The organism is Bradyrhizobium ottawaense (genome assembly GCF_900099825.1).
GTDB classification, from domain to species: Bacteria; Pseudomonadota; Alphaproteobacteria; order Rhizobiales; family Xanthobacteraceae; genus Bradyrhizobium; species Bradyrhizobium ottawaense_A.
On sequence record NZ_LT629693.1, the window covers coordinates 7,257,428 to 7,282,671 of the forward strand.

General features: G+C 62.9%; 26 protein-coding genes and 2 pseudogenes. 15 read left to right on the forward strand and 13 right to left on the reverse strand.

The features are described 5' to 3' along the window. Window position 1: 1 nt before the first annotated feature. Window positions 2–775 (forward strand): SDR family NAD(P)-dependent oxidoreductase, encoded by a 774-nt coding sequence (locus tag BLR13_RS34180; RefSeq protein ID WP_074830708.1) that lies wholly within the window; start codon window positions 2–4, stop codon window positions 773–775. A gap of 188 nt (window positions 776–963) precedes the next feature. After that, window positions 964–1,122: a hypothetical protein gene (locus BLR13_RS41230; RefSeq protein ID WP_091976912.1), complete on the forward strand. Its 159-nt coding sequence runs from the start codon at window positions 964–966 to the stop codon at window positions 1,120–1,122. Window positions 1,123–1,195: 73 nt separating this feature from the next. Here BLR13_RS41230 and BLR13_RS34190 read toward each other — a convergent pair whose 3' ends face one another. Beyond that, window positions 1,196–1,804 carry an FMN-dependent NADH-azoreductase gene (locus BLR13_RS34190; protein ID WP_074814250.1) on the reverse strand — a complete coding sequence of 203 codons (609 nt, stop codon included), beginning with the start codon at window positions 1,802–1,804 and terminating at the stop codon, window positions 1,196–1,198. A 96-nt stretch (window positions 1,805–1,900) separates the two neighbouring features. On the opposite strand from BLR13_RS34190, the gene BLR13_RS34195 reads away from it, so the two are divergent. Then, window positions 1,901–2,302, forward strand: coding sequence for a winged helix-turn-helix transcriptional regulator (locus BLR13_RS34195; RefSeq protein ID WP_074814247.1), 402 nt, complete (start codon window positions 1,901–1,903; stop codon window positions 2,300–2,302). A gap of 2 nt (window positions 2,303–2,304) precedes the next feature. Here the strand turns inward: BLR13_RS34195 and BLR13_RS42480 are convergent, their stop codons facing one another. Next, a complete protein-coding gene (locus tag BLR13_RS42480; protein WP_197679500.1) occupies window positions 2,305–2,562 on the reverse strand; it encodes a hypothetical protein in 258 nt (85 codons plus the stop codon). 116 nt (window positions 2,563–2,678) lie between these two features. Here BLR13_RS42480 and BLR13_RS40770 point away from each other — a divergent pair, with 116 nt between their 5' ends. Together BLR13_RS40770 and ltrA are read left to right on the forward strand one after the other, a co-directional pair. After that, window positions 2,679–3,002 carry a hypothetical protein gene (locus BLR13_RS40770; protein ID WP_083387517.1) on the forward strand — a complete coding sequence of 108 codons (324 nt, stop codon included), beginning with the start codon at window positions 2,679–2,681 and terminating at the stop codon, window positions 3,000–3,002. Window positions 3,003–3,497: 495 nt separating this feature from the next. After that, window positions 3,498–4,829, forward strand: coding sequence for a group II intron reverse transcriptase/maturase (ltrA, locus tag BLR13_RS34205; protein WP_143039567.1), 1,332 nt, complete (start codon window positions 3,498–3,500; stop codon window positions 4,827–4,829). Between the two features lie 202 nt (window positions 4,830–5,031). Here the strand turns inward: ltrA and dprA are convergent. Further along, window positions 5,032–6,176: pseudogene (gene dprA, locus BLR13_RS34210) on the reverse strand (DNA-processing protein DprA). A 65-nt stretch (window positions 6,177–6,241) separates the two neighbouring features. Continuing rightward, complete coding sequence (locus BLR13_RS42045; RefSeq protein WP_079587372.1) at window positions 6,242–6,451, reverse strand: GDCCVxC domain-containing (seleno)protein; 210 nt, start codon at window positions 6,449–6,451, stop codon at window positions 6,242–6,244. 87 nt (window positions 6,452–6,538) lie between these two features. Here BLR13_RS42045 and BLR13_RS34220 point away from each other — a divergent pair, with 87 nt between their 5' ends. Then, on the forward strand, window positions 6,539–7,774 hold the full coding sequence (locus tag BLR13_RS34220; RefSeq protein WP_074814240.1) for an amidase: 1,236 nt from the start codon (window positions 6,539–6,541) through the stop codon (window positions 7,772–7,774). Between the two features lie 81 nt (window positions 7,775–7,855). On the opposite strand, the gene plsY is transcribed toward BLR13_RS34220, so the two are convergent. The 3 genes from plsY to BLR13_RS34235 all read right to left on the reverse strand — a co-directional run bounded on the left by plsY (window position 7,856) and on the right by BLR13_RS34235 (window position 10,810). Beyond that, a complete protein-coding gene (gene plsY, locus BLR13_RS34225) occupies window positions 7,856–8,449 on the reverse strand; it encodes a glycerol-3-phosphate 1-O-acyltransferase PlsY (RefSeq protein ID WP_074814238.1) in 594 nt (197 codons plus the stop codon). A 101-nt stretch (window positions 8,450–8,550) separates the two neighbouring features. Beyond that, window positions 8,551–9,852, reverse strand: coding sequence for a dihydroorotase (locus BLR13_RS34230; RefSeq protein WP_074814235.1), 1,302 nt, complete (start codon window positions 9,850–9,852; stop codon window positions 8,551–8,553). 4 nt (window positions 9,853–9,856) lie between these two features. After that, window positions 9,857–10,810 (reverse strand): aspartate carbamoyltransferase catalytic subunit, encoded by a 954-nt coding sequence (locus BLR13_RS34235; RefSeq protein ID WP_074814232.1) that lies wholly within the window; start codon window positions 10,808–10,810, stop codon window positions 9,857–9,859. 227 nt (window positions 10,811–11,037) lie between these two features. Here BLR13_RS34235 and BLR13_RS34240 point away from each other — a divergent pair, with 227 nt between their 5' ends. From BLR13_RS34240 to BLR13_RS34255, 4 genes are all read left to right on the forward strand, one after another. Then, window positions 11,038–11,784 carry a M15 family metallopeptidase gene (locus BLR13_RS34240; protein ID WP_074830705.1) on the forward strand — a complete coding sequence of 249 codons (747 nt, stop codon included), beginning with the start codon at window positions 11,038–11,040 and terminating at the stop codon, window positions 11,782–11,784. 20 nt (window positions 11,785–11,804) lie between these two features. Then, the gene (locus tag BLR13_RS34245) at window positions 11,805–13,448 is read left to right on the forward strand and encodes an acyl-CoA dehydrogenase family protein (protein WP_074814229.1); all 1,644 of its coding nucleotides are present in this window, start codon (window positions 11,805–11,807) and stop codon (window positions 13,446–13,448) included. Between the two features lie 28 nt (window positions 13,449–13,476). Then, window positions 13,477–14,250, forward strand: coding sequence for a CPBP family intramembrane glutamic endopeptidase (locus BLR13_RS34250; RefSeq protein ID WP_074814226.1), 774 nt, complete (start codon window positions 13,477–13,479; stop codon window positions 14,248–14,250). Between the two features lie 122 nt (window positions 14,251–14,372). Continuing rightward, window positions 14,373–14,828: a hypothetical protein gene (locus tag BLR13_RS34255; RefSeq protein WP_074814223.1), complete on the forward strand. Its 456-nt coding sequence runs from the start codon at window positions 14,373–14,375 to the stop codon at window positions 14,826–14,828. Between the two features lie 134 nt (window positions 14,829–14,962). Here BLR13_RS34255 and BLR13_RS34260 read toward each other — a convergent pair whose 3' ends face one another. Together BLR13_RS34260 and ruvX are read right to left on the reverse strand one after the other, a co-directional pair. Continuing rightward, window positions 14,963–15,892, reverse strand: a complete 930-nt coding sequence (locus BLR13_RS34260) for an AEC family transporter (RefSeq protein ID WP_074814219.1) — start codon at window positions 15,890–15,892, stop codon at window positions 14,963–14,965. A 2-nt stretch (window positions 15,893–15,894) separates the two neighbouring features. Further along, on the reverse strand, window positions 15,895–16,377 hold the full coding sequence (gene ruvX, locus BLR13_RS34265; RefSeq protein WP_074814216.1) for a Holliday junction resolvase RuvX: 483 nt from the start codon (window positions 16,375–16,377) through the stop codon (window positions 15,895–15,897). 58 nt (window positions 16,378–16,435) lie between these two features. On the opposite strand from ruvX, the gene BLR13_RS34270 reads away from it, so the two are divergent. Then, complete coding sequence (locus BLR13_RS34270; protein WP_074814214.1) at window positions 16,436–16,651, forward strand: hypothetical protein; 216 nt, start codon at window positions 16,436–16,438, stop codon at window positions 16,649–16,651. Here BLR13_RS34270 and BLR13_RS34275 read toward each other — a convergent pair. After that, window positions 16,638–17,519, reverse strand: a complete 882-nt coding sequence (locus BLR13_RS34275; protein WP_074814211.1) for a LysR family transcriptional regulator — start codon at window positions 17,517–17,519, stop codon at window positions 16,638–16,640. The genes BLR13_RS34270 and BLR13_RS34275 overlap by 14 nt on opposite strands. Before the next feature lie 103 nt (window positions 17,520–17,622). Between BLR13_RS34275 and BLR13_RS34280 the strand changes: the two genes are divergently transcribed. The 4 genes and pseudogenes from BLR13_RS34280 (at window position 17,623) to BLR13_RS34295 (ending at window position 21,712) form a co-directional block, all read left to right on the forward strand. Continuing rightward, complete coding sequence (locus BLR13_RS34280; protein WP_074814210.1) at window positions 17,623–18,597, forward strand: NAD(P)H-dependent flavin oxidoreductase; 975 nt, start codon at window positions 17,623–17,625, stop codon at window positions 18,595–18,597. Between the two features lie 36 nt (window positions 18,598–18,633). Then, the gene (locus BLR13_RS34285) at window positions 18,634–19,710 is read left to right on the forward strand and encodes an NAD(P)H-dependent flavin oxidoreductase (protein ID WP_074814207.1); all 1,077 of its coding nucleotides are present in this window, start codon (window positions 18,634–18,636) and stop codon (window positions 19,708–19,710) included. A gap of 130 nt (window positions 19,711–19,840) precedes the next feature. Further along, window positions 19,841–20,308: a DMT family transporter gene (locus BLR13_RS34290; RefSeq protein ID WP_074814204.1), complete on the forward strand. Its 468-nt coding sequence runs from the start codon at window positions 19,841–19,843 to the stop codon at window positions 20,306–20,308. Window positions 20,309–20,405: 97 nt separating this feature from the next. Then, window positions 20,406–21,712: pseudogene (locus BLR13_RS34295) on the forward strand (IS701 family transposase). A gap of 320 nt (window positions 21,713–22,032) precedes the next feature. On the opposite strand, the gene BLR13_RS34300 reads toward BLR13_RS34295, so the two are convergent. From BLR13_RS34300 to BLR13_RS34310, 3 genes are all read right to left on the reverse strand, one after another. Then, entirely contained in the window at window positions 22,033–23,067 is a 1,035-nt protein-coding gene (locus tag BLR13_RS34300) for an IS110 family transposase (protein ID WP_074814200.1), read from the reverse strand. 199 nt (window positions 23,068–23,266) lie between these two features. Beyond that, window positions 23,267–24,127: a DMT family transporter gene (locus BLR13_RS34305; RefSeq protein ID WP_074814197.1), complete on the reverse strand. Its 861-nt coding sequence runs from the start codon at window positions 24,125–24,127 to the stop codon at window positions 23,267–23,269. Window positions 24,128–24,198: 71 nt separating this feature from the next. Then, window positions 24,199–24,813, reverse strand: a complete 615-nt coding sequence (locus BLR13_RS34310) for a TetR/AcrR family transcriptional regulator (RefSeq protein ID WP_074814195.1) — start codon at window positions 24,811–24,813, stop codon at window positions 24,199–24,201. Window positions 24,814–25,244 lie beyond the last annotated feature (431 nt).

Sequence of the window (25,244 nt, forward strand, 5' to 3'; positions counted from 1 at the left end):
CATGAGGCTGGCAAACAAGACGGCGTGGATTACCGGGGGCAACGCCGGCATCGGCCTTGCCACCGCGCGGTTGTTCGTGGCGGAGGGCGCGAAAGTGCTGATCACGGGACGAAACAAGGCGACGCTGGAGGCCGCGGCAAAAGAGCTCGGACCCAGCGCGCTCGCGATCGTCGCGGACGCGACTGATATTGCCGCGAACGACGCCGCGCTGAAGCAGGCAGTGGCCAAGTTCGGCAAGCTGGATGTCGTGTTTGCCAATGCAGGCATCGCCGGACCGTCGCCGGTTGGCGGCACCACGCTTGAGGCGTTCGAGAATGTCATTCGGACCAATCTCACCTCGGTGTTCTTCACCGTGCAGTCGGCGCTGCCGCATCTCAACGACAACGCCTCCATCATTCTCAATGGTTCTGTGATTTCCGTGCTCGGCATTCCCGGCCAATCGGCCTATGCCGCGGCCAAGGCCGGCGTGCGCGCGATGGCGCGATCCATGGCGTCGGAACTGTCGCCGCGCGGCATTCGCATCAACGTCGTATCGCCTGGCGCGATCCGCACCGCGATCTGGGGTCCTGCGGTCGCGACACCGGAAGCTGAAAAGGCGTTTGAAAAGAGGATTGCATTGTCGACGCCGCTCGGACGGCTCGGCGAGCCCGATCAGGTAGCCAGGACGGTGCTGTTCCTTGCTTCCGACGACGCCTCGCACGTCCAGGCCCAGGAACTGTTCGTCGATGGAGGTGCTACGGCATCACCGAGCGGCGCGCCGATCTACCGCGGATAAGTCCCTGCCAAATTATTGAAACCGGTCGGTGCCATCGGTGAAAAATCTTTCACCGGTTGCGCTGTCCGGTTCCCTCGTCTTGTGGACGTATTTTTGCGGTGCGCTCAAAAACATTGAACCTTCGTAGCCGGTGCCGAGACCTTCCGAAGTGCCGGGATTTTTGACTACGAAATCATTGGAGTGCAACCATGCCGAAAGCCGCCCGCATTTCTAAACCGATCGCCGCTTCGTCGGCATCAGCGAATTCAGATAGCGCTCAATTCGTTTCAATCGCATTGTTTTCAGGTATCGGTCTTTTGATCTCGCTGGTTGCCGTCATCTTCGGTGTACAGGGTGCATGGCTCTGAGAATCCCCTTGTGACACCCGCCTGCCGCTGTCGTCAGGCAGCAGCAGGCGGTGACGACACGATGCGCGTCCTGCTACGCGGCGTTGAGGCTGCCCGCAGCCCTCAAGGCATCCGCCACCGCTTTCTCGCGATGCTCGGGACCGACCCCAATTCCGTCGGCGGAAATGAATTCGGGATTGGTCACGCCGATAAAGCCGAACACCCAGCGCAGGTAGGTTTCCAGATGTTCGCCGACGGCGGCCGGCGTACCCGCGCCATAAAATCCGCCGCGCGAGATCGCAACGATCACGCGCTTGTTGCCGGCGAGACCTTCAACGCCCTGGGCGCCGTATTTGAATGTCTTGCCCGCTACCAGAATGCGGTCGATCCAGGCCTTGAGTTGGCTCGGAATCGTAAAGTTGTACATCGGCGCGCCGAGCACGACGATGTCGGCGGCCAGAAATTCTTCCAGCACAGCATGGCCGGCGGCAAGGTCCTGCTGCAGCGCGGCTTCGGGCTCAGCGCCCTGACCGGCGGCCAGATGAGATCCTGAGAGATGCGCCAGTGGCGTCAGCGTCAGATCGCGGTAGCTGACGTCGAGGTGAGGGGTCGCCTTGCGCAGGCGATCGACGATGGCGGCGGAAACCTGGCGGCTGACGGAGTGGGGGCCCAGCACGCTGGAGTCGATGTGGAGTAGTTTCATAAGTGTCACCCTTGGTATATGTTTGTAACTGGCGCTATATGAGTGACCACCTATATTTCCCGCAAGAACGCACATTTTTGAAACCCGAGCACAGTCTTGAAACCCGAGCACACCCATGTGCCTGTCCCGCCGCCCAGTCCGCACCAGGACAGCGACTGCCGCGGCGTCGCTTCGATCCTGGGCAGGGTCGGCGACAAATGGAGCGTGTTCGTCATCATGAGGCTCGGCGACGGTCCAAGGCGCTTCAACGAGATCAAGCGCATGATCAGCGGCATCTCGCAGCGGATGCTGACGCTGACGCTGCGCGGCCTCGAACGGGATGGGCTGGTGACGCGAACGGTATTCCCGACCATTCCACCCCGCGTCGATTACGAACTCACCGATCTCGGCCGCGGTCTGTCGAAGCCGGTCGAGGCACTCGGCAAATGGGCCTTTGATCACCGGGTCGAGATCGAAAGCGCGCGGACGAAATTCGACGGGCGTAACGACGATCACTGACTTCAGCGCTTTCGAGCGAAGTTGGTAATGCGGGCAGTTTTCAATGCCTGATTAAACATGGCGTTCAACGCGCTCGTAATGTCTGCGGGCGCGTTCGCCGTAAAAAAGAAACTTGGCGAGGTGCAGTTCTGCAAAACTGGCGGGATATACGGGATATTGGCGTTCGCGTCGAAATCTTCGGAATTGGCAAAGGTCGTTGGATTTTGGATCGGTTGGTAAGGGATATAGAGCACCGAAATGATGATACCACGGTTCTTCAACGTCGTGCACAGCGAGGGGGCTAAGGTCGTCGGGCTGTTGCTTCCCGACCAGCCGAGTTTCCACTGGGGTCTGATAGTTTTGTGCGCCGTCGGTCACGAGGAAAACGTACGGCAGAGTGTTGTTCCAGCTGCTGCCGTTGCCGACGCTGCTGATCAGCCTGGAAAGTTTCAGATTCAGCTTACACGAAACTTACAGGTGCCTTCCTGCTGCAAAGCTTGAGCCAAGCAATAATTCTGAATGGGCGATTCGTCGGCTACCTAGTAATGAAATCTTGATTATTCTGCCTCAGACGATGGCCATCATCGTCATGGCTGGCGATGACCTCAGTTGGAAAAACCGCCCTTTTCTCGGAGGGGCGGTTTTTCTTTTTGCCGCCGCAGTTAGCTGCCGTCATGTCGCGTGTTGGCACTTTTCGGACATGGAGCGATGTCCGACTTGAGTGTGCGCCGTGGAAAGGCGGCGCTTTCCAGTGGGTGTAAGTCCCACCCGGCAACCGCTCCAGCCGGAAGCAACCGGAGCAGTCATGGAGGTAACAAAGTGGCTGAAGCCTTCGGTATGCGTGTCACGAATTGGTGACAGCGCGAGTGTGCAGGCCGTAACGCGAGTAAACGCCGAGCAAACCTCGAAAAGGACGATGCGCAGGCCGACCCGACCACTCTTTCGGGGAAGGCTGATACGGTTGGGTGCAAGAGCGAATTAATACTCCCAGCCGCTGCGCCGGGGTAGTGGCGACGGCATGTACACAAGGAAAGCGTACGCAACACGGGAAGCCCCATGGCGTGGCCAGCGATGACCAACCGAACGCCCGCGAGGGACAGGTCGGGCGCCTTGGGGTGGCGGAGAGGTTCGCAGTACCGCTGAAGCCGGGTAACGCCGGTGGAGGGAAGGGACCTCAGTTCAAGACAGACGCAACAAGTAGTGAGGGATTTGGAGATTGGGTAACCTATCAACTCCGAAAACTGTTCAGAAACTGCAGAAGGCGTTGCACGCGAAAGCGAAGGCAGAAGCCGGCTATCGGTTCTATGCCCTGTACGACAAGATCAGCCGCGAGGACATTCTGGCCCATGCCTATGCCCAGTGCCGCTCCAACAAGGGCGCACCGGGTGTGGACGGTCAAGACTTTGCGGATATCGATGCGTATGGCGTAGGGCGATGGCTTGGCGAACTGGCGCTTGCGCTCCGGGAGGAAAGCTACCGACCGGATCCTATCAGAAGAGTGTTCATCCCGAAGGCCAACGGCAAGCTCAGGCCGCTGGGCATCTCGACCGTGCGGGATCGGGTCTGCATGACGGCAGCGATGCTGGTGCTGGAACCGATCTTCGAAGCCGACCTTCCACCCGAACAGTACGCGTACCGTCCTGGGCGAAATGCCCAGCAGGCGGTAATTGAGGTGGACCGGCTGCTGTTCCGAGGCCATCCGGAAGTCGTTGACGCCGACCTCGCGGACTACTTCGGGAGCATCCCCCATGCCGAACTACTAAAGTCGGTAGCGCGCCGGATTGTTGATCGGCGCGTGCTGCATCTGATCAAGATGTGGCTGGAATGCCCCGTAGAAGAAACCGATGATCGAGGAAGGAAGACACGCACGACCGAAGCCCGGGACAACCGGCGAGGCATCCCGCAAGGGTCACCCATCTCCCCACTACTGGCGAATATTTACATGCGCCGGTTTGTGCTGGGATGGAATATGCTCGGGTTGGAGCAAAGCCTCGGCTCTCGTATCGTGACCTACGCCGACGATCTCGTGATCCTGTGTCGGAGAGGCAAAGCCGAAGAAGCCTTGCAGCAACTGCGCAAGATCATGAGCAAGCTGAAGCTCACGGTCAACGAGGAGAAGACACGAATCTGCAGGGTTCCGGAAGGTGAGTTCGACTTCTTGGGCTACACGTTCGGACGGATGTTCTCAGAGAGAACCGGCCAGGCGCGCCTGGGATACCGGCCATCGAAGAAGAGCATCAAGCGCATGGTTGAGAAAATCCACGCACTGACAGACCGAACGGGGACATGGCAAGAAACCACAAAGCTGGTGGGCAAGGTGAACCGCACGCTGCGCGGATGGTCGAACTACTTCCAAGTAGGCACTGTCAGCAAGGCGTATCGGGCACTCGATAGCTACACCGCGATGCGGTTGCGCCGGTGGTTGCGCATCAAGCACAAGGTCAGGCGACGCAAGGGCGGGACCTATCCACTCCCGCATCTCTACGGGCACTTCGGGCTCGTACGGCTGAGCATGCTTGGGCACGACGTGCCGTGGGTGAAGGCGTGACGTTTTGTCCGAGAGCCGGATGCGGGAAATCCGCCTGTCCGGTTCGATGAGCGGAGTGTGAAAACGGGGCCATGGTCGAACCAGTAAGGCACCGCCAAACGAAAGGGGCGGAAACAGATATGTTCGAACCTAAAACTACCGCGTCACACTTCGACTCTACCCGTTGTGTGCACCAAAGCGGGCTCCGCCGATCACTGCAGATTTATGATGAGTCCACGCCCTGGATCAGCGACACCATCCCGCCGCCGTGACGCTCCAGCCGACCGGCCAGCTCGAGTTCGAGCAGCACGGTGCGCACGATCGTGGGCGAGGCGCCCGACATCCGGATCAGATCGTCGAGGCTGACCGGGCTCGGCCCGAGCAGATCGGTGATGCGTGCGCGTTCGCCGGCGCCGGCGTCGAAATCGAGCGGCTCGTTGTCCGGTTCGTTTGCGCCAAACGTGATCGGCCGCTCCATGATCGGCGCTACCGCGTTGATGACGTCGGCGGCTTCCGTGGTCAGCGTCGCACCCTGCTTGATCAGGTCGTTGGTGCCGGCGGCGCGCGGATCGAGCGGCGAGCCCGGTACGGCAAAAACCTCGCGGCCCTGTTCGGCAGCCATCCGCGCCGTGATCAGCGAACCCGAGCGATGGGCAGCCTCGACCACGACGACGCCGAGGGCGGCGCCCGAAATCAGCCGGTTGCGGCGTGGAAAATCGCGGGCGCGCGGTACGTGGCCGAGCGGCATTTCGGAGAGATTGCGCCGCCGTGATCGAGCAGTGCGGCCAGCAGATCCTCGTGCTCGGGCGGATAGATCCGGTCATGGCCGCCGGCCAGTACCGCAACCGTGCCGCACTGGATTGTTGAGCGATGCGCGGCCTGATCGATGCCGCGCGCCAGTCCGGAAATGACGACAAAGCCGGCGTCGCCGAGATCGTGCGCCAGTTGGCTGGCGAATTTCAGTCCGGCGCCGGAGGCGTTGCGGGAGCCGACGATCGCGATCATCGGCCTTATGAGGACGTCGGGCGAACCGCGCACGCGCACGCCGAGCAGGGGAGGCGCGTCGTCGAGTGTCGCCAGCCGTGGCGGATAGGCGGCTTCGCCGGGGGCGACCAGCGAGACGCCAATTCTCTTCGCCGCCGCAAGTTCAGCGCGCGCATCCTCTTCGCTGCAGATGCGCCCGCTACGCGCTGCCCCTCCGCGTCGCGCCAGATCGGGCAGGCGTTCCAGCGCGGTACGCGCGTCGCCGAAATGGTTCAGCAGCGAGCGAAATGTCCGCGGGCCGACATTGTCGGACCGGATCAGCCGCAGCCGGTCGATCCGGTCGGCTTCGGTGAGGTAGCAGGGGCCTAGTGTGCGGTCGTGCATGCAGGTCCAGCTTTGCCCAACCGGAGATTGCGATCAACCTGTTTGAGGCGAAGCGTCTCGGCGTCTCAGCTGCAACAGGCGCTTTTTCCGCTTTCCTGGACAGGGGGACACGGCACGGAGCCGAATGAACAGAACACGCAGCAATCACCCGCGAGTGGCTTCAGTTTCTCGCCGCAGCCCTTGCAGACATAGAAGAACTGGCAGGCGTTTGTTGGCATTTGCTCAACGGCCTGATGGCTGCATTGCGGACAGGTCAGGGTGGATTCAAGCTGCATCACGGGCTCGCGCGGACGATTTTGACAGCGGCGAGGCAATCATATTGCATCCAGCCGCTGCGATCAAAAGTAAAAGGAACGCCATCCATGATCTCGCTCGCCGATCTTCAACGCCGCATCGCCGCCGGCGAACTCTCCGCCGACGCGGCGATTGCTCAATCTCTGGCAGCGATCGGCGCGCAGGACAAGACCATCGGCGCCTTCGTCTGCCGTGCCGATAGCGTGCGCGCGGCGAGCGCCGGCCCGCTGCGCGGCATCGCGGTCGGCATCAAGGACATCATGGACACCGCGGATTTCCCGACCGAGATGGGCTCGCCGATCTACCGCGGACACCGGCCGCGCGGCGATGCGGCCGTGGTGATGATGCTGAAGCAGGCCGGCGCCAGCATCGTCGGCAAGACCACGACCACGGCATTCGCCTCAACCGATCCGACCGCGACGCTCAATCCGCATAACCACGGCCACACGCCCGGAGGATCCTCATCGGGCTCGGCGGCGGCGGTTGCGGCCGGCATGATCCCGCTGGCGCTGGGAACGCAGACCGGCGGCTCGGTGATCCGCCCGGCGTCGTTCTGCGGCGTGGCTGCGATCAAGCCATCCTATCGCCTGCTGCCGACGGTCGGCGTCAAATGCTATTCGTGGACGCTGGATACGGTTGGCCTGTTTGCCGCCGGTGTGAGCGACGTCGCGCACGGGCTTGCCGCCATGACCGGGCGGCCCGAATTGCTACCGCAGGCGTCCGTGCCGACGCCGCGCATCGGCATCGTGACGCAGGATTTCGCCGGCGCGCCGGAAGCATCCGGCGGCGAGGCGCTGCGGATCGCAACCAGGGCCACTGAGCGCGCCGGAGCGACGGCGCGTGCGCTGGAACTGCCCGAGATCGTTGCCGAAGCGTGGCGCGTGCACCCGGTGCTACAGGAATTCGAGGCGCATCAGGCGCTGGCCTGGGAGTACCGCGAAAATTACGACGCGATGGCGCCGCTCATTCGCGGGCGGCTCGACGAAAGCAAGGGCACGCTGCCGGCTGCCTATGACGAGGCCTTGCGAATTGCGCGCCGCGCGCGACACGCGCTGGCACAGGTGTTCGAGGACGTCGACGTGCTGCTGACCCTGTCCGCGCCGGGTGCTGCACCAAAGGGATTGGGCTCGACGGGCGACGCCCGCTACAACCGGCTGTGGACGCTGATGGGCGTGCCCTGCGTCAACATTCCCGCGCATGTTGCGGATGGCGGACTGCCGGTCGGCGTGCAGGTCATCGCACGATACAGCGCAGATGCCGAAGCATTGGCGGCGGCGCGGTTTGTCGAGCAGGCGCTGAAGTAGCCCGGATGAGCGAAGCGACATCCGGGACTAATTTGACGGCGGCCCCGGATATCGCTGCGCTCATCCGGGCTACGAAAACTTCTACTTCGCCCCGATCTTGCTTTCCGTGCCCGCCTGCAACCGCTTGATGTTTTCGCGGTGCTTGTAGAACAACAGCAAGGTCATCACGACACACAGGGACGCCAGCACCGGTTGACCAAACCACCACAGGAACAGCGGCGTCACGAAGGCCGCAACCAGCCCTGCCAGCGACGAGTAGCGGGCGGCGAAAGCGACGGCGAGCCACATCAGGCAGAACACGACGGCGGCCGGCCAGAACAGCCCGATCAGCACGCCGATATAGGTCGCGACACCTTTGCCGCCGTTGAATTTGAGCCAGACCGGAAACAGATGGCCGAGAAAGGCGCCGAGCGCTGCCAGTATCGCGGCATCGGGGCCGGCGTAATAGCCCATGATGACCACCGCGATCGTACCCTTCAGCGCATCGCCGATCAGGGTTGCGGCGGCGAGGCCCTTGCTGCCGGTGCGCAGCACGTTGGTGGCGCCGATACTGCCGGAGCCGATCGAGCGCAGATCCTGCGTGCCGGCGAGTTTGGTCAGCACCAGCCCGAACGGGATCGAGCCGAGCAGATAGCCGAACCCGAACGCGACGACGAGAAACGCGTCAGACGTCATTGCCGTTGCTCCCGTCGCTACAAATTTCCCGCGCATCGAAGACTCTGTTTGACGCGTTTTCTTGACGCGAACCGGTGCCCACTTCGCTTGAAAACGCTTTGCTAGACATGCTCATAGACCGTCCGTCCGCCCACGATAGTACGCACGACGCGGCCGGAGAAGCGGGCTTCGTCGAATGGGGTATTTTTGCATTGCGATTTGAGGTCGGCGGGATCGAGCACCCAGGGCGTATCGGGGTCGATCACGATGAGGTCGGCCGGCGATCCCGCGCGCAGCGTGCCGCCGGGCAGGCCGAGCAGTTCGGCCGGCCGGGTCGACATCGCCCGGATCAGCGTCTTGAAATCCATCTCGCCGTTGTGAATGAGCCGCAACGCTGCCGGCAGCATGGTCTGCAGGCCGACCGCGCCGCTGGCTGCTTCCGCGAACGGCAGCCGCTTCACCTCGACGTCCTGCGGGTTGTGATCGGACATCACGACGTCGATCAGTCCGGAGGCAACCGCTGCGACCAGCGCCAGGCGGTCGTCCTCGCTGCGCAGCGGCGGCGACAGTTTCAGGAACGTCCGGTAGGGGCCGATGTCGTTTTCGTTCAGCGTCACATGGTTGATCGACGCCGACGCGCTGACGTCGAGGCCGGCATCGCGGGCCCGTTTGAGGATTTCCAGCGACTCGACGCAGCTCAGCGAGGCCGCATGATAGCGCCCGCCGGTCAGTGCCACGAGCCGCATGTCGCGCTCCAGCATGACGGCTTCGGCGGCATTGGGAATGCCGACCAGTCCCAGTCGCGTGGCGAATTCGCCCTCGTTCATCACGCCTTCGCCGACCAGGTCAGGGTCTTCGGTGTGGTGCACGATCAGCGCGTCGAAATCGCGCGCATAGGTCAGCGCCCGGCGCATCACCTGCGCGTTGGTGACGCTGCGGTCGCCATCGGTGAAGGCCACGGCGCCGGCGGCCTTCAGCAGGCCGATCTCGGTCATTTCCTCGCCGCGCATGCCCTTGGTGAGTGCCGCCATCGGGTGAATGTTGACGATCGCGGTGTCGCGGGCGCGGCGCAGCACGAAATCGACGGTGGCCGAATTGTCGATGACGGGCGAGGTGTCGGGCTGGCAGATGATGGTGGTGATGCCGCCCGCGGCCGCCGCCAGGCTCGCCGAAGCAAAGGTCTCACGGTGGCTGGCGCCGGGCTCGCCGACAAAGGCGCGCATGTCGACCAGGCCGGGGGCCACGATCTTACCGGCGCAATTGATGATGTCGGTACCCTCAGGCACCCCGGCGGCGCCGATGCCGCGCCTGGAGTCGCGGATGATGCCATCGGCAATGAGGACGTCGCCGGGACCGTCGAAATCCCTGGAGGGATCGACGACGCGGGCATTGGCGAGCAGGATCGGGCGGCGGTCTGTCAGCATGATCTTAAGCGTTCGGCAGGTTGCGGGCGAGCGCTTCGAGCACCGCCATCCGCACCGCCACTCCCATTTCCACCTGTTCGCGGATCAGCGATTGCGCGCCGTCCGCCACGATCGAGTCGATCTCCACGCCGCGGTTCATCGGCCCGGGGTGCATCACCAGCGCATCGGGCTTGGCGTAAGCGAGCTTCTTCTGGTCGAGACCGAAATAATGGAAATACTCGCCGGTGGAGGGCACGAACGAGCCGTTCATGCGTTCGCGCTGCAGCCGCAGCATCATGACGATGTCGGCGCCGTTGAGGCCCTCGCGCATGTCGCGCGCCACCTCGACGCCCATCCGCTCGATGCCGCGCGGCAGCAGCGTGGAGGGCGCCACAACGCGGACGCGGGCGCCCATGGTGTTGAGCAGCAGGATATTGGAGCGGGCGACGCGGGAATGCATCACGTCGCCGCAGATCGCGATGACAAGGCCTTCCAGCCGGCCCTTGTTGCGGCGGATGGTCAGCGCGTCCAGCAGCGCCTGGGTCGGATGCTCGTGGCTGCCGTCGCCGGCGTTGATCACGGAACCGTCAACCTTGCGCGCCAGCAGTTCCACCGCGCCGGAGGCGTGGTGACGCACCACCAGGATGTCGGGGTGCATGGCGTTGAGCGTCACCGCCGTGTCCATCAGCGTCTCGCCCTTGCGGATCGAGGACGATGACACCGACATGTTCATGACGTCGGCGCCGAGCCGTTTGCCGGCCAGCTCGAACGAGGACTGGGTACGGGTCGAGGCCTCGAAGAACAGGTTCACCTGGGTGCGACCGCGCAGGGATGTGCGCTTTTTGTCCACCTGGCGGTTGAGCTCGACATATTCCTCGGAAAGGTCGAGCAGGCCGGTAATATCGGCAGCGGAAAGCCCCTCGATTCCCAGCAGATGCCGGTGACCGAGGACGAAGGTCGATTTCGATACAGGGGTCATTAAAGCGAGAGCTATAGGCAGAGATGCCATGCGGGGCAAGCGCGAATAAAGCGGTTCCGAGTTATCCCCCGGTCTGTCCAACCCTCGTCATGCCCGCGCTTGTCGCGGGCATCCACGTCTTCGCTACAATTAACCTCAAAAAAGACGTGGATGGCCGGGACATAGGCGAGCGGAAGCGACGCCGTCCTTCGGACGGCTATGCCGGCCATGACGGCGGGGGACGTATCTTGAAGGCAATTGTTTTCGCGCTTGTGGTCGTTGCCTCGGTCTCTCAGGCCGCCGCGCAAAGCCTGCCGGGCGGCTTCTTGTACCTCCGGGATATCGATCCGACCATCATCCAGGACATCCGCTACGCCGGCGCGAACAATTTCATGGGCCGGCCGCTGGCGGGCTACGGGGCCGGCGAATGCGTGGTGAAGCGCGAGGTCGGACTGGCCCTCAAGGCGATCCAGCAGGACCTTGCCAGGCAGAAGCTGTCGCTAAAAATGTTCGACTGCTACCGGCCGGCGCGCGCCTCCCACGACATGGTGCTGTGGGCGCAGAACGGCCGGGAGACGCCGGCCGAGCGGCGCTATAACCCCGCCTTCAGCAAGCAGGAACTGTTCCGGCTCGGCTATATCGCCGAGCGTTCCGGTCATTCCACCGGCGCCGCGCTGGATCTCACGCTGGTCGACCTTGCCGCCGACAATTCGGCCCGGCTCGATCCAGCCAGAGCCTATGCCGACTGCACGGCGCCTGCAGAGGCGCGCGCCCCCGAGGGCAGCGTCGACATGGGCACCGGCTACGACTGTTCCGACGCGAAGGCGCACACGTCGGCATCGCAAATCACGCCGGCGCAGCGCAAATGGCGCAACCTGCTGGTCGCTGCGATGATGAAGCAAGGCTTTGTGAACTATTCGAAAGAGTGGTGGCACTTTTCGCTGCCGGGGGCGGGCGGGCAGGCCTATGATTTCCCGATTCCGCGACACAATTGATTCCGGATCGTCAGGACCCCATGAGCCAGGCATCTTTCGCGACCCACGAGGTCTTCAACCAGTCGCCGCCGTTCGAAGACGTCGACCTGTATGCCGTGGACCGGCCGCTGGTGGACGCGGTAGCCGCCAATGGCGGCGCGTCGGCGCGGGACGAACTGTCCGATTTCGGCCGGCATTGGGGTTCGGCCGCGATGGCCGAGCGGGGCCGCATCGCCAACGAGAACACGCCGAAACTGCGGACCTTCGATGCCAGGGGCAACCGTCGCGACGAGGTCGAGTTTCATCCGGCCTATCACGAGTTGATGGCGCATTCGGCGCATGCCGGCGTGCACAATTCAACCTGGAACGCGGAGGGCCAGCCCGCCGGTGGTGCGTCGGAAGTGATCCGCGCCGCCAGGTTCTACATGGCCGCCCAGGTCGAGACCGGGCATCTCTGTCCGATCACGATGACGCGCGCCGCGGTCGCGGCGCTGGCGGAGCAGCCGGATCTGCTCGCGAGGGTGATGCCGGTATTGGCAACGCGGGCCTACGATCCTGCTTTCGCACCGTGGTGGACCAAGCGCGGCATGACGCTCGGCATGGGCATGACCGAGAAGCAGGGCGGCACCGACGTTCGTTCCAACATGACGCGGGCGGTGCGCGACGGCAGCGCCTACCGGATCACCGGGCACAAATGGTTCATGTCGGCGCCGATGTGCGACGCCTTTCTGGTGCTGGCGCAGGCCGACGATGGACTGAGCTGTTTCCTGATGCCGCGCTTTGCGCCTGACGGGTCGATCAACGCGATCCGGTTTCAGCGGTTGAAGGACAAGCTCGGCAACCGCTCCAATGCCTCCTCCGAAGTCGAATTCACCGGCGCCTATGCCGAGCGCGTCGGCGCCGAGGGCAAGGGCATCCGCACCATCATCCAGATGGTGCAGCTGACGCGGCAGGATTGCGCGATCGCCTCCGCCGGCCTGATGCGGTCCGGACTGGCGCATGCGCTGCATCATGCGCGCCACCGCAGCGTGTTCCAGAAGCATCTGGCCGATCAGCCGTTGATGCAGGCGGTGCTGTCGGACATGGCGCTGCATGTCGAGGCCTCGATTGCGCTCGTGATGCGGCTGTGCCGCGCCTTCGACCGGGCGCCCGCTGACGCCGCGGAGGCCGCCTATATGCGGCTGCTGACGCCGGCGATCAAATACTGGGTCTGCAAGAGCGCGCCGGGCTTTCTCTACGAGGCGATGGAGTGCCTCGGCGGCAATGGCTATGTCGAGGAGGGCATTCTGGCGCGGCATTACCGGGAGTCACCGGTCAACGCGATCTGGGAAGGCTCGGGCAATGTGATGTGCCTCGACGTGCTCCGCGCGCTGTCGCGCGAGGCCGACGCGGCGCTGACGGTGCTGCGCGATCTGGCCGAACAAACGCAGGGTCTGTCCGGTGCGGCCGAAGCGGTCGCCTTCATCGGCAAGGCGTTTCGTCGCGCCGACGGCGAGCGCGTGGCGCGGCTCGCCGTCGAGAAGCTGGCGCTGCTTGCCGCCTGCGCCGCGCTCAACGCCGTGTCGCCTCGTCAAGCGGAACTGTTTGCGGTGACGCGTCTTGCCGGGAATCACGCCAGCATGTACGGCGCCGTCGACCTGGCAGGCGGCGATGTCAGCGCCTTGCTGGAACGGGCGTTGCCGTGACGCCACCGACTGAAATGGAAGTCATTTGATGGATTCCCTCAATCCCGAAAGCCCGCCCCTCATCGTTATATCCGCCGAGCGCCCGCCGCGGATCTGGAAATTCTGGGGAACGGCGCTGTGGGGCCTGTTCATCTTTGCCGGGATGTTCGTCGGCCAGCTCGCTGTGATCGTGTATTTCTGGGCGCGGCAGGGTGGCACGATGGATGTTGCGTCCGCGATCCATGTGGTCGGCGGGGGACTGACGATCTCGCTGTCGGTCATCATGGGATTGCCGGCGGTGATGATCGCGGCCTGGATCGCGATCCGTCCGAGCCGCACGCCGTTTGCCGATTATCTCGGGTTGCGCTGGACCTCGTGGGGCAATTTCCTGCTCGGCGTTATCGCGCTCGCCGTGCTGGTCGGCGGCTGGGATATGGTGTCGCGCGCGCTCGGTCGCGAGGTAACGCCGGGCTTCATGGGCGACGTACTGAAATCGGCGCAAGCCGACGGCGCGCTATGGCTGCTCGCGATCGCGTTCTGCGTCGCGGCGCCGATGTCGGAGGAGATTTTCGCGCGCGGCTTTCTCTATCGCGGCTGGGCGGAATCGCGGCTCGGCGTTCCCGGCGCCATCGTGCTGTCGTCGCTGGCCTGGACGTCGCTGCATCTGCAGTACGACTGGTTCTTCTTCGGCGAGGTGTTTTGCATCGGCCTGCTGCTCGGCTACCTGCGCTACCGCAGCGGATCGACCTGGCTGACCATCGTCATTCACGGCCTCAACAACTTTGCGGCGACCGTGCAGACGTTCTGGCTTGCCGGCAACTAGGGCGCGGACTCGCTGGCACGCGGCCAAATGCAAGTTGGACTGTGTCAGATGATTCGCTGCGAGCGTGTCATAACGGGTCGCGAGCCGCTTGAAGATCGCGATGAGGTTGCTACGATGACGCCATGCCACCATTGCTGATTTCAATTTTCCTGCGGACGCTTATGGGGTTCTTGCAAAATGAAATTTCCGAGTCCCTGTCGCGGAGATCATCGTATCTCAGCACCTTCAAAAAAATCGACTTGGCGCAAGGAGTATACTTCCTTGTGTCAGTCCCAGAGGCGGAAGTGAAGTTGATGTCTGTGGGGGCCGGGGGCTCCGAAGTCATGATGTCGATGACGCTCTCAATCGATGATACCAAGCAAATCTTCCGATCAATCGAGCGCGCGTATGATCATCGAGAATTGGTAGAAATTAAGCTCGACGATTTATCGTGGAAGACGGACTGTCGTGCTCGATCAAATCCGGACAAAGTGACGATCTCCTTCAAACGACTGTGGGAACGAACGCGCATAGATGTCAGGCGGCAAGACATAGCGACGGCAACAGCCAGCTTTAGCAGTCTGTTCGAAACCAAATAGACGTCGTAGCCGGTAGGTCAGCTTGTGGCGCATCGCCTCATTCCGCTGCGGTACGGACTGTGGTCGCTACCGGGTCATAGCGGAAATTGACCGACACCAATCAACTCGGCCTATGCGCCTTGGTGCATCGGCCCCTAGAACCATGCCGCCAGCGCAATCGCGACCGGCATGGTGATCGCCGCCAAAATGGTCTGCAGCGTGATGATCTGCGCCAGCAGCGGCGCATCGCCGCCCATCTGGCGGGCCAGCACATAGGCGCTCGACGAGGCCGGCACGGCCGAACAGGCGGTCACGATCGCGAGGTTGGACCCGGTCAACCCAAATTGCAGCGCCAGCGCCACCCCGATCACGGGCATCAGCACCAGTTTCAGGAACACCGCGACGGAAGCGGCAAGGCTCGGGCGAAACATGCCTTCGAGATGCAGCCCGGCGCCGGTGACGAGGAGGCCGATGGCGAGCGACGAGCGGCCGAGCGCGTCGGCGACCTCATGCCAGAGTTTGGGCAGCGGGATGTGGGTGACGTTGAGCACGAGGCCGATCACGCAGGCCCAGATCAGGGGATTGCGCACCACGGTCATTGCGATCGAGCCAACCGAGCGTTTTTCGGGCGAGGCGTAATGCGCCAGCACCGCGACGCTGAACACGTTGACCAGCGGAATGATCGCCACCATCGCCACCGACGCCAGCGCCAGTCCGACATCGCCGAACAGATTGCCGGAGACGGCCAGCGCCACATAGGTCTGCCAGCGCGTGGCACCCTGGAAGATCGAGGTGAAGGCCGGGCCGTCAACGGCGAAACGCGCGAGCAGGGGCCGCAGCGCCAGGCACAACAGCGACATCGCGAGCGCCGACAGCAACAGCGCGCCGCCGACACCGGCGACCGGCACCTTGGTCAGGTCGGCCTTCACCAGCGTCTGCACCAGCAGCACCGGAAACAGCACGTAATAGGTCAGCCGTTCCAGCCCGTGCCACTGCGTCTCCAGCCGCATCAGGCTGCGCTTCAGGATGAAGCCGAGTACGATCAGCAAGAATACCGGCAGCAGCGCCGCGATCACCACCGCCATCGTCAGCGATCCCCGCGCAACGTGGCCAGCCGGTCCAGCGCGCCCTGCAGGATGAAGATCGCGGCGTGCTCGTCGATCACCTCGGCGCGGCGGGCGCGGCTCATGTCCATGCCGATCAGTTCGCGCTCGACCGCGACGGTGGAAAGCCGCTCGTCCCACAGCGCCAGCGCAAGGTCGGTGAGTTTGGAAAAATTCCGCGCAAAGGCGCGGGTCGATTGCGCGCGCGGCCCTTCGCTGCCGTCCATATTGATGGGCAGGCCGAGCACGAAGCCGACCGCATTGCGCTCGCCGGCGATGGCGAGTAACCGCGCCGCATCGGCCTTGAAGGCCTTGCGCTGGATGGTCTCGACGCCGGTGGCGAGCCTGCGGTCAGGATTGGACACCGCAACGCCGATGGTCTTGGTGCCGAGATCGAGACCGACAAGCGCGCCGCGCTCGGGCCAGTGCGTCGCGGCTTCGATCAGGGGTAGGATGAGGGCAGGCATGGCCCCGCTTAACACGCGGCGCCGAGTCTACAAAAGAGCAAGGCTAAGAAAGAGTGCAATGGATGCGCTGACACTATTTGGATTGTTCGCGGTCACGGCGATGCTGGTGGCCTACGCGCTGGAGGACCGCAGCCACTGGTTTATCCTCGGCTTTGCGGTTTCGTGCGGGCTTGGCTCGATTTACGGATTTTGGCAGGGCGCCTGGCCGTTCGGGCTGGTCGAGGCGATCTGGGCCGGTGTCGCGTTGCGGCGCTGGTTCATCAGGCGGCGATGACGGCGCCGTTGTTGTCCAGGCAGGCGACAAAACCCTGCAACGCGCTGTACTGGTGCGCGGCGCGGCGCGTGATGAACAGCGTATCGACCCGCGATTGAACCGGGCTCAGCGTGTGGACGGTGACGGTTTCGTTTCGCCCGACCACGGCGCGCGGTAGCATGGTGACGCCCATGTCGGCGGCGACGCAGCCGATCATGCCGTCGAGGGTGCCGAGCTCGAAGCGCGCCGCCGACGGCCAGCCGAATTCCGTAAACACCTGCTCGAGCCGTTGCCGGTAGGTGCAGCCGGTGCGGAACACCAATGCGGTGGGGCCGGATTCCGGCGTGCCGGCGCGCAGCGCCTTGAGATTTTGCCAACGCCGCGCCGAAACCAGCACCAGTTCTTCCCGGAACGCGATCTGGGAAGTGAGTTCGGCATGCTCGATCGGACCGGCGACGAAGGCGCCGTCGAGGCTGCCGTCGAGCACACCGGCGACGAGGTCTGCGGTCGTCGACGTCCGCAGGCTCAGGCGAACCGCCGGGAAGCGGCGGTGGAATTCGGCCAGCAGGGCAGGCAGCCGCACGGCCGCCGTCGTCTCCATCGAGCCGATCGAGAGCGGCCCCTTCGGTTCGCCATCGTCGCGCGCGGCCAGCATCGCTTCGCGCGAGAGTGCGGCCATCCGCTGCGCATAGGGCAGCAAGCGGCGGCCGGCGCCGGTCAAGGTCATGCCGCGGCTGTGCCGCTCGAACAGAGCGGTGCCGATCTCGGCTTCCAGCGCTTTCACCCGTTGCGTGACGTTGGATTGCACCGTGTTGAGTTCGTTGGCGGCGCGGGTGATGCCACCGAGCCGCGCCACGACTGAGAAGGTCAGGAGATCGCTCAGTTCCATGGCGAGTTCCGTTTCATTTTAGAGATGGCAGCATTCGCTAGTATTCACTATTCCAGAATGTTAGTTCGGTCTACGGTCGGTGTCCAGACGAGGGCGCGAACGCATGCCGATCACCAATGATTTGACGGCACTTCTGGGCATCCGGCATCCGCTGATGCTGGCGCCGATGGACACGATTTCCGGCAGCCGGCTGACTCGGGCGGTAGGTGAAGCCGGTGGCTTTGGCATCCTTGGCGGCGGCTATGGGGATCGCGCCCGGCTCGAAGCGGAGACCGCGAAGCTGAAAGATTTCGCCGGGCCGTTCGGCGTCGGCTTCATCACCTGGAGTCTGGCGAAGAAACCCGAACTTCTCGACATCGCGCTCAAGGCCAATCCGCGCGCCATCATGTTATCGTTCGGCGATCCCAAACCGTTTGCGCCGCGCATCAAGTCATCGGGCGCGCTCTTGATCTGCCAGGTCCAGGACGAGGCAATGGCGCGGCAAGCGCTGGAGGCCGGCGCCGACGTCTTGATTGCGCAGGGAACCGAAGCGGGTGGACACGGCGCCTCGCGGACCACCATCGACATCGTGCCCGCGATCGTGGATCTGGCGGCCGGGCGCGTGCCGGTTGTCGCGGCCGGCGGCCTCGCCGACGGGCGCGGGTTGGCTGCGATGCTGATGCTGGGGGCGTCCGGCGTGCTGATGGGCACGCGCTTCTATGCCAGCATCGAGGCAGACGGCGCTGACGAAGCGAAGCGGTTGATATGCGCAGCCAACAGCGGTGAGACTGTACGCGGCGTGGTGTTCGACTGGTCGCGAAAACTGCTGTGGCCGGCACCATTCACCGCGCGCTCGCTGATCAACGCGCATGTGCGGACCTGGACGGGCCGCGAGATTGAGTTGATGCAGCGGGCGGATCAGGTTGCAGTGGACTATGCTGCGGCGAAAGCCGCTGGCAATTTCGATGTCGCAGCCGTCTTTGCCGGTGAGTCCGCAGGGCTGATCCACGATATTCCACCGGCGGCTGAAATCGTTGACAGGATCGTCACCGAGGCCGACCAGATCCTGAGCGGAAAGCGTAATTCGTCGGCGGCGTAAACCGCATCAACTTCATTCCATCAAGCGAGCAGAACCATGTGGCCAGATCGCCGGATTATCGACCTCTTCAAGACCGAGTTTCCGATCCTGTTGGCGCCGATGGCCGGTATCATGGACCATGAGTTGGCTATCGCGGTGGCGCAAGGCGGGGGATTGGCTTCGCTTCCGTGTGCAATGATCACGGCCGAGAAGGCGCGCGAACAGTTGAGCATTCTGCGCCAGCGTGTCTCGGCGCCGGTCAACCTGAACTTCTTCTGCCACACGCCTGTTGACGCCGATCCCGCGCGCGAAGCCGGATGGAAGCGGCGGCTCGCGTCTTATTATGCTGAACTGGGCCTCGATCCCGCAGCACCCATCAATGCCGCCAACCGCGCGCCATTCGACGAGGCGATGTGCGCACTGGTGGAGGAGTTGAAGCCGGAGGTCGTCAGTTTCCATTTCGGTCTGCCTGATGCTGCCATGGTGAAGCGCGTCAAGGCGGCCGGCGCTCTCGTAGTGGCGTCGGCGACCATCGTGAAGGAAGCGATCTGGCTGGAAGCGCATGGCGCCGACGTCATCATTGCGCAGGGCGCCGAAGCCGGCGGTCATCGCGGCATGTTCCTGACCGAAAACATCCACGAGCAGCCCGGGACGTTCGCACTGGTGCCGCAGGTGGTCGACGCCGTGAAGGTGCCTGTCATCGCTGCCGGCGGCATCGCCGACGGGCGCGGCATCGCGGCGGCGTTTGCGCTCGGTGCATCCGGCGTGCAGATCGGCAGCGCCTATCTCCGCTGCCCGGAATCCAAAGTGAGTGCGCCGGCGCGCGCGCTGTTTGCGCAGTCGGGCGACGATTCCACTGTTATCACCAACGTGATGACCGGGCGGCCCGCGCGCGGCGTCGCCAACCGCGTCATGCGCGAAGTCGGCCCGATCTCGGCGGATGCGCCGGCGTTTCCGCACGCAGCGACCGCGCTCGGACCGCTCAAGGCCGCCGCGGAAAAGCTCGGCAAGGTCGATTTCACCAATGTCTGGGCGGGCCAGGCGATCGGGATGGGCACCGACATGCCGGCGGCCGAACTCACGCGTTCGCTGGCGAAGAGCGCGCTGGCGCGGCTGAGCGCGCTCGGCGGCTAGGGCGTGAATTCATAAGCGCATGGCAGGTCCGGGATGGGCCGGGTTGCGGACGTGACAGCGGACGCGTTGGTTCACGCTGGATCGTCGATTGTAGTGACGCGATTGAAATTCGCGAGCAGGAGAAACCCCAATGCGTTCATATCTGATCTTTGCAGCATGGTCTCTCCTGGCAGGCGCAGGCATCCCATTGATCGGGGTGTTAAATAGCGGTGTTGCTCGCAGCGTCGGTAACCCGTACGCGGCAACGGCAATCATGTTCGCTATTGCAGCGTTAGTTGCCCTTGGACTCGCTCTCCCGGTCTACGGTCATCCGACGATTGCGCAATTGGGATCAGCACCTCCAATAAGTTATGGCGCGGGCTTGCTCATCGGGTTTTATGGATTGTCCGCCACAATCATTATCCCGCGTCTTGGCGCGGCCAGTTTCATCGCATTCATTTTGGTTGCGCAGCTTCTAACCTCTGCCGCGGTTGACCAGTTCGGTCTGTTCGGCATGGCAAGAAGACCAACCGATATCACCAAGATGGTCGGTTTGATCGTGATCGTGGCTGGCATCACGGTCATGGAAATCGGAAATTTGATAAAGGCGCGTCCCTAGCACTACTTTGGCAGATTATTGCAATTGATCGGCGAAACTGGATTCCCGAATCAGATTTTCAATGATTCATGGGTGGTCGGCTTTTGGAGGGCCGACCATGGTGAACACGACACCGAAGTGGGAAGACGAGCTTGGACGCTGGCTCAAGCCATTCCTGGATCGCTTGGGTCACAAGGCCCGGCGACGGATGTGTCCGCTTTATATCTCGGGACTGATTGGACCAGGCGATCGCAAGAGCGTCCAGCCGATGGCGGCGCGGCTGGCACCGGGCGACTATGACCAGTTGCATCATTTCATCGCTGATGGTGTCTGGGATGCGGCGCCATTGGAGTCGGAATTGCTGGTTCAGGCCGATCGCCTCGTTGGCGGCAGTGATGCGGTGCTGGTCATTGACGACACCGCGATGCCGAAGAAGGGCGATCGTTCGGTTGGTGTGGCTCCTCAATATGCCTCATCTCTCGGCAAGACGGCCAATTGCCAAACGTTGGTGTCGCTGACGCTTGCGCGGGGTGAAGTGCCGGTCATGGTGGCGTTACGTCTCTTCGTTCCCGAGAGTTGGACGAGCAATCCGGTGCGTTTGAAGCGTGCGGGCGTTCCAGTCGAGCACCGCGCAGCGCGGACCAAGCCAGAGATCTCCTTGGCGGAGATTGACCGCGTCATCGCCTCCGGTGTGCGCTTTGGCTGTGTGCTGGCGGATGCCGGTTACGGCCTCAGCGCGCCGTTCCGTCAGGGGCTCACGACACGCGGCCTGGTTTGGGCCGTCGGTATCCCTCGTCACCAGAAGGTTTATCCGGTGGAGGTTAAATTGATCTGGCCGGTCGCCGGTCGAGGTCGTCCCCGCAAGCGGCACATTCCCGATGTATTGTCGACGGCGGCCGAAGACATGCTGGCCAATGCCAAGTGGCAAAATGTGAGTTGGCGAAACGGGACCAAGGGCCGGCTGGAAGCTCGCTTCGCCGCGGTTCGCGTGCGGACCGCCGATGGACCTCCGCAGCGGATCAAGGACATGGGCCAGCAGCATCTTCCGGGGGACGAAGCCTGGCTTATCGGCGAACACAGGACGTCGGGAGAGAAGAAATATTATCTCGCCAATCTGCCGGCCAAGACGAAGCTGCGCACGTTAGCTGCCACGATCAAAGCACGATGGATTTGCGAACAGGCCCACCAGCAGTTGAAGAGGAGCTCGGGCTTGATCACTTCGAGGGACGATCCTGGCAGGGCCTTCATCGTCATGCGCTCATGACCATGATCGCTTACGCATTCCTCCAGCATCGCCGTCTCGCACAAGCGGGGCGGAAAAAAAAGAATCAACGGTCCACCGCCTCAGCCGAGCCTGCCGGCCGTACGCCAAGCCATCGTCGATCTCATCGTTCAACCACGACCTCTGCGATGCCCGTACTGTAGAAGACAAATCGGCGGAAAGCAGCAGCGTGAATAAATCTGCCAAAGTAGTGCTAGGCCGTGAACCCATCTGTGGACGCCCCGCGAGATGCAAGCGGTTTTTGAAGAATATCGCCACGTAGTCGGATGCTGCCATCTGTCCGGCCTCTGATGCAGCGATGGAGCTGCGGGCCCGTATGGGAGTTCGCGGACCGGAACCAAATCATAAATGCGTGCTCCAGGCACGATGGGTTCATCTGGTTCTTCCGACCCCGTCTCGCCGACAGTTGCGCCATACCCTCCTTCGACCGACTACATCTGCGACGACCTCAGGTCTGCCAGGCTCACGCCTTGGCTGCGACCGGAGCTTTGTAGTTTTCCTGCTTTACGAGTAGCGCCCAGATGATCCGCGCCATCTTGTTGGCGAGCGCGACGGTTACCAGCATGCGCGGCTTGCGAGCCAGCATCTGCTCGAGCCGCGAGCCCTTTGGTGCGCCGCGCTTGCTCGCCTGACGCACGACGGCGCTGCTGCCGATGATGAGGAGACGCCTGAGCGTGCGTTCGCCCATTTTGGATGTCACGCCGAGCTTTTGCTTGCCACCTGTGGATTTTTGAAGCGGCGTGAGACCGAGCCAAGCGGCGAAGTCGCGGCCCTTGGCAAAGATCTCGGCTGACGGCGCCAGGGCAGCGATCGCGGTGGCAGAGATCGGGCCGACGCCTGGAACGGTCATCAGCCTGCGCGATACTTCATCCTCGCGAGCACGGCGCGCGATCTCCTTGTCGAGGTCCGCTATCTTTCCCTCGAGACCGGCGAGCAGGTCCAACATCAATCGGAACATGGCGCGGGCCGCCTTGGGAAGCGAGCTGGCCATCTCATCTTCCTCGATCAGGTCGGCAAGCATCGCCACATGCGACGGCCCCTTGGGTGCGATCCAACCATATTCAGTGAGGTGTCCCCGGATCGCGTTGATGAGCTGGGTTCGCTGCCGCACCAACAGGTCACGGGTCCGGAACACCAGACCCGCCGCCTGTTGCTGTTCGCTCTTCACGGCCACGAACCGCATGCTCGGCCGCTGCGCTGCTTCGCATATCGCTTCGGCATCGATCGCGTCGTTTTTTTGCCGCTTCACAAATGGTTTTACATAGGCGGGCGGGATCAGCCGGACTTCATGGCCAAGCTGGGTGAGCTGACGGGCCCAGTGATGGGCTCCGCCACATGCCTCCAGCGCTACCGTGCAACTCGGCTGGGCTGCGAAGAAATCCAGCAGTTTTCCTCGGCTGATCCTCTTGCTGAATACTGCTCGACCCCGCTCATCCGCTCCGTGAGCGTGGAAAACATGCTTCGCGATATCGAGACCGACTGTGATAATCTCTGACACGGACGCCTCCCTTAAGTGGTGCTCAACACCTCCACTTTGGCACATTGATGCCGTCGGCGGGGCGTCCACCCCATCATAAATCTGCCGGTCGGTCGGCTTGCTAGAGTCCGCTATGCCCCGATAGCGACCAAATTCCGCAGCACAGCGAAATGACGCGAAGGGGCCAAACTTAGAAGTCGCCCCGACGCGACTTCTAAGTTCAAATTGGTCGAGCGCTCGGTCTTACCTGTGTAATGGCGACGCCGGAGATCGCGAGCAGCCCACCGACAATCAACTTTGGGGTCATGCGGTCGCCAAGGAACAACACGCTCGAAATCAAGGCGAATACCGGAAGCAGGAGACCGAAGGGGGCGACGCGGCCCATGGAGCAACGGGCGATCAGCCAGAACCAAAGGCCAAACCCGATGATTCCTCCGATGAAAATTGTGTAGGCGAGTGCCAGCCAACCACGTTCATCCGCCGTGACAAGGCTCGCCAGTTGTCCATATTCAAGGAGCAACGACATCAACATGACCTGCGGCACCGTGAGCAGCGACGACCACCCCATCAACATCAAAGGATCAAAAGGGCCGTAGCGTTTCGTCAAGACGTTGGATACCGCGAATGCGAAGGCTGCCCCGACGACAAGCAGCAGCGGAAGCGCGTTTGCCGACAGGCCAGGCTCCGCTGCCAACACCACCACGCCGACGAATGCAAGCACCACTCCAGCGGACGTGGTGAGAGACGGCCTCTCCGCGAGCAGCGGCCACGCTAACAAGACGGTGAAGGGCGTGGCGAGTTGATATGCGACGGCCGACATGCTTCCCGAGCCGAGCCCAAGGCCAACATAGAAGAGCCCGAAGTTCAGTCCACCAAGGAAAAGCGAAATAGCTGCGATAGGGCCGAACTGCTGGCGCGTGGGCTTTTTGACGAACGGAACAAGCAGCAGCGCGATGGCCAGGAAGCGAAGTGCGAGGAAGAAGAGAGGCGGAAACTCCGTAACGCCCACTTTGATGGCCACGAACTGATAACCCCAGAGCAAGGGGACGGCCACCGCGCAGACGATCTGGATCGCAGACATGGCATCTTTCCTTTCAAGACCGTTTGGTCCAGATATAGGCGCGCGAACAGCGGAGGCGTCCATGGGTTTGTCTACCGAATGAAGCGGTCGAGAAGAGCGTCAACGGTGGCTTGCGACGTGATCCGTGTCGGTGCCGTTTTACCGACCACTCGCAGCCCCTCGACGAAGCAGACGAGAATTCGAGCGGCACTTGAAGGCTCGACGCCATCGGCCAACTTGCCCGCCGCCTTCGCACGGGAAAGTGCATCAGCCACCCTGGCCTCCATGGCTTTGAAAAAGCTCCCGATGCGACGATCAACTTCAGCATCATGGCCAGCCAGTTCCATGGCTGTGGCCACCAGCAGGCATCCGCGCCGACCATTAGCACCGCTCGTTCGGTCAACGTAGCCGGCAAGGTAGGCCCGCAGGCCGTCAACCGGCTCTCTGCGGGGGTCGAGTTCTGTATCCATCCGTGTCAGGGCATTGGCAACGTAGCGATCAAGCGCACGCAAGAAGAGCGAGTGCTTGTCACCGAAAGCGGCGTAAAGGCTGCCACGCGAGAGCTTCGTCGCACGAAGAAGGTCCGGTAGCGCCGTGGCGTGATAGCCACGCGACCAGAACACACCCATCGCGCGTTCGACAGCGGCTTCCGTGTCGAAACTTCGGGGACGGCCACGGGACAACTGCGCCGGGATTTGATGGCTCATTCCTGGTATATAGACCAAATGGTCGCGAATTCCAAGTGGCCGCCTCGGGTCATTCGCGACTGGGTCGAACCAGTTGCAAGTCCGGCCATGTCCGCTATGCCGCCGAAAGCAGAAGTGGATTCAGAGCATTAGCGGCCCCTCAAAGCGCCAATGCAGCTTGAGGGTATTGCCGCGGACGTGATTCAAGCTCCGAAACTGGAGCCTCGAATCATGCGCTACGAACTCAGCGACTATGAATGGACCGCCATCAAGCCGATGCTGCCCAACAAGCCGCGCAGCGCGCCACGGGTGAATGACCGTCGCGTCCTCGAGCCGACGTGCTTGCCTTCAGGATGCCGCCGACCTCCGCACATTCCTTGATTTTGCACGATTGCTGTGGTATTCGCCGCCTATGAAGAAATCAGTGCGCATCGTCAACCGCAAACACATGA